3 protein-coding genes and 1 pseudogene are annotated in these 2511 nt (G+C 39.1%); all 4 read right to left on the bottom strand.

Annotated features, from left to right (window positions below; translation table 11 throughout):
* A partial coding sequence (locus AFK68_RS01995; protein WP_246843938.1) for an SAM-dependent methyltransferase occupies positions 1-177 on the bottom strand: 177 nt, incomplete at its 3' end.
* A 518-nt stretch (positions 178-695) separates the two neighbouring features.
* The gene (locus AFK68_RS01990; protein ID WP_094671219.1) at positions 696-908 is read right to left on the bottom strand and encodes a hypothetical protein; all 213 of its coding nucleotides are present in this window, start codon (positions 906-908) and stop codon (positions 696-698) included.
* A 487-nt stretch (positions 909-1395) separates the two neighbouring features.
* A pseudogene (lgt, locus tag AFK68_RS01985) lies at positions 1396-2127 on the bottom strand (prolipoprotein diacylglyceryl transferase); the annotation flags it as partial.
* A gap of 1 nt (position 2128) precedes the next feature.
* Positions 2129-2467 (bottom strand): prolipoprotein diacylglyceryl transferase family protein (locus AFK68_RS01980; protein ID WP_210407180.1); only part of this gene is annotated, 339 nt, incomplete at its 3' end.
* Positions 2468-2511: the final 44 nt, after the last annotated feature.

Below are 2511 nucleotides of genomic sequence, written 5' to 3'. Positions count from 1 at the left end.
AACCTCAGCATCAGAACACACATTCCGTAACATTTGCTTAGGTACTAAAGAATCTGCATATAAAATTACATCTGCTCTAGCTAAGATTTTGTCAGCCTTCACCGTCAATAGGTCGGGGTCTCCCGGACCTGCTCCGACAATGTAAACTGCTGGTGTAAGATTTTTAGTATTTTCCATTTTCAATTAATTAAAAAATAGGCAGTGGGAGCATCTTGCTCCCGTACTAGGGGCTTTATATCAATTTTGCTGAAACGGTTGTCGTTGCTACCCAAGAGAAGTAATCCCTAAGACCCTGAGATTGCTTCCTTCCACTCCGTTCCAGTCGCAATGACTTTACTAATAACTAATTATGGTAGTCCTACATAGTAATGGTGAAGATATTTGTAATTTTTCCCCACACTTCCCACACTTCCCACACTTCCCACACTTCCCACACTCCCCACACTTCCGTACGGACGTTGCATGCAACGTCCCTACCCCACACTCCCCACACTCCCCACACTTCCCACACTCTGTCTATCATTACTATGCACCACCACCCTAATTATTTGTTAGGTCTCTAAATTTTTCGGTTGTGGATCGGCAAAGTTTGGGATAAGTAAGCAGGGCTGGCAAATCTAATCTAAAAGCACTGATAAATAAATGTTTAGCGGATTTTTGGAGTGAAAAAAGTGCAAATTTTTAAGCTTGAGCGACTAAAAAGTTAGGACAAAAGGCAGAGTTGCACAAAAAGATACAGGTACAATTATTCCTCCTACTTTCTCTTGTCTCCCCACCCTCCCCACCCTCCCCACACTTCCTTGACACACTACCAAATTTTTCCGGATATAAGTATCTATCTTCAGATAAATAGAATGGTAGATGCACCCTGGTTTAGCTCTAGGCATAAAGTCTAGAGCTTTTTTCATTTTTCAGAGTCTATAGAACCCCTGAAGGTATCTTTTCTTGAAATACAAAGCTTTCAGGAAAGCCGTTTTAGGGATCTTAACAACTATAGGGGTTTAGGAGACCGAAAAATTACGAACTTAGGACTGCTAGACTCGTAAAACCCAGATGGCTATTGGACTTGTAATTTCTTAAATAGATACCAAATGGCTTCTATATAGCAATCACCGAATGAGATGTGAGAATTTTTATGATAGTTAGTAGAAGCTCAAAACCTTAAAAATTCTGACTCCTGACTCCTGACTCCTGACTCCTAAGTACCACCAAAATCTTACAACTTAAATATGATTGCTATAGTTTAGTTTGTTTCTTTAACTTCTGAGGGGAAAACATCTGGCAAAGGTCGCTTCAAGAAATATAGCCATGTTAAACCTGCTAACCCCAACAAAATACCAGTTAAACTAACAAATTGGGCAATGCGTAATGGTCCTAACATTAAACTATCAGTTNGTTTGTTTCTTTAACTTCTGAGGGGAAAACATCTGGCAAAGGTCGCTTCAAGAAATATAGCCATGTTAAACCTGCTAACCCCAACAAAATACCAGTTAAACTAACAAATTGGGCAATGCGTAATGGTCCTAACATTAAACTATCAGTTCGTAATCCTTCAATCCAAATCCTTCCACTACTATAAGCAGCCATATAAATTAGAGATAAAGTGCCAACTTTAAGTGGAGGTTTACCCCGCAAACTTCTAAAAAAAAGAAATATTAATAATCCAAATACCATTAAGTTCCATAAAGACTCATATAAAAAAGTGGGATGGAAATAATCAAAATTTACTAATTCTGGCGGACGGTTTTGTGGAGGAATATACAACTTCCAAGGTAAATCAGTGGGACTACCAAAAGCTTCAGAATTGAAAAAATTACCCCACCTACCAATGGCTTGTCCTAAAATTAAAGAAGGAGCCACTAAATCTGCCAACTGCCAGAAAGAGATTTTATTAAGTCTGGCAAAAATTAAAGCAGCGATCGCCCCACCAATAATTGCTCCATGAATGGCAATTCCTCCTTTCCATATAGCAATCATATCTATAGGATTTTGTTGATACTCTTCCCACTCAAACAAAACATAGTATAAACGCGCTCCAGGAATTGCAGCTATTACTAACCAAACCACTAGATCGCCCAACAAGTCAGGGTTAACATGACGAAGTTTAGCTAAGTATTGGGAAAGGGTNCGCCCCACCAATAATTGCTCCATGAATGGCAATTCCTCCTTTCCATATAGCAATCATATCTATAGGATTTTGTTGATACTCTTCCCACTCAAACAAAACATAGTATAAACGCGCTCCAGGAATTGCAGCTATTACTAACCAAACCACTAGATCGCCCAACAAGTCAGGGTTAACATGACGAAGTTTAGCTAAGTATTGGGAAAGGGTGACTCCGATTAATACTGCACTTGCAATTAAAAGTCCATACCAACGGATAGCCAAAGGCCCCAACTGGAAAATAATTGGGCCCGGAGAAGTAAATTGAAAGCCTAAAGGTAATAAGGGAATCTCTAGTGTCATTTCAGTTATCAGTTATCAGTTATCAGTTATCAGTTATCAGTTAT

Origin of the sequence: Hydrocoleum sp. CS-953 (assembly GCF_002260545.1) — a bacterium.
Taxonomy (GTDB): domain Bacteria; phylum Cyanobacteriota; class Cyanobacteriia; order Cyanobacteriales; family Microcoleaceae; genus Trichodesmium.
Note: the sequence above shows the minus strand (reverse complement) of the source record. Positions and strands in the feature narration are given on the sequence as shown.

Excerpts from the sequence above, each read along its gene's own strand:
- AFK68_RS01990 (WP_094671219.1), bottom strand. The coding sequence starts at position 908 with ATGAAAAAAGCTCTAGACTTTATGCCTAGAGCTAAACCAGGGTGCATC.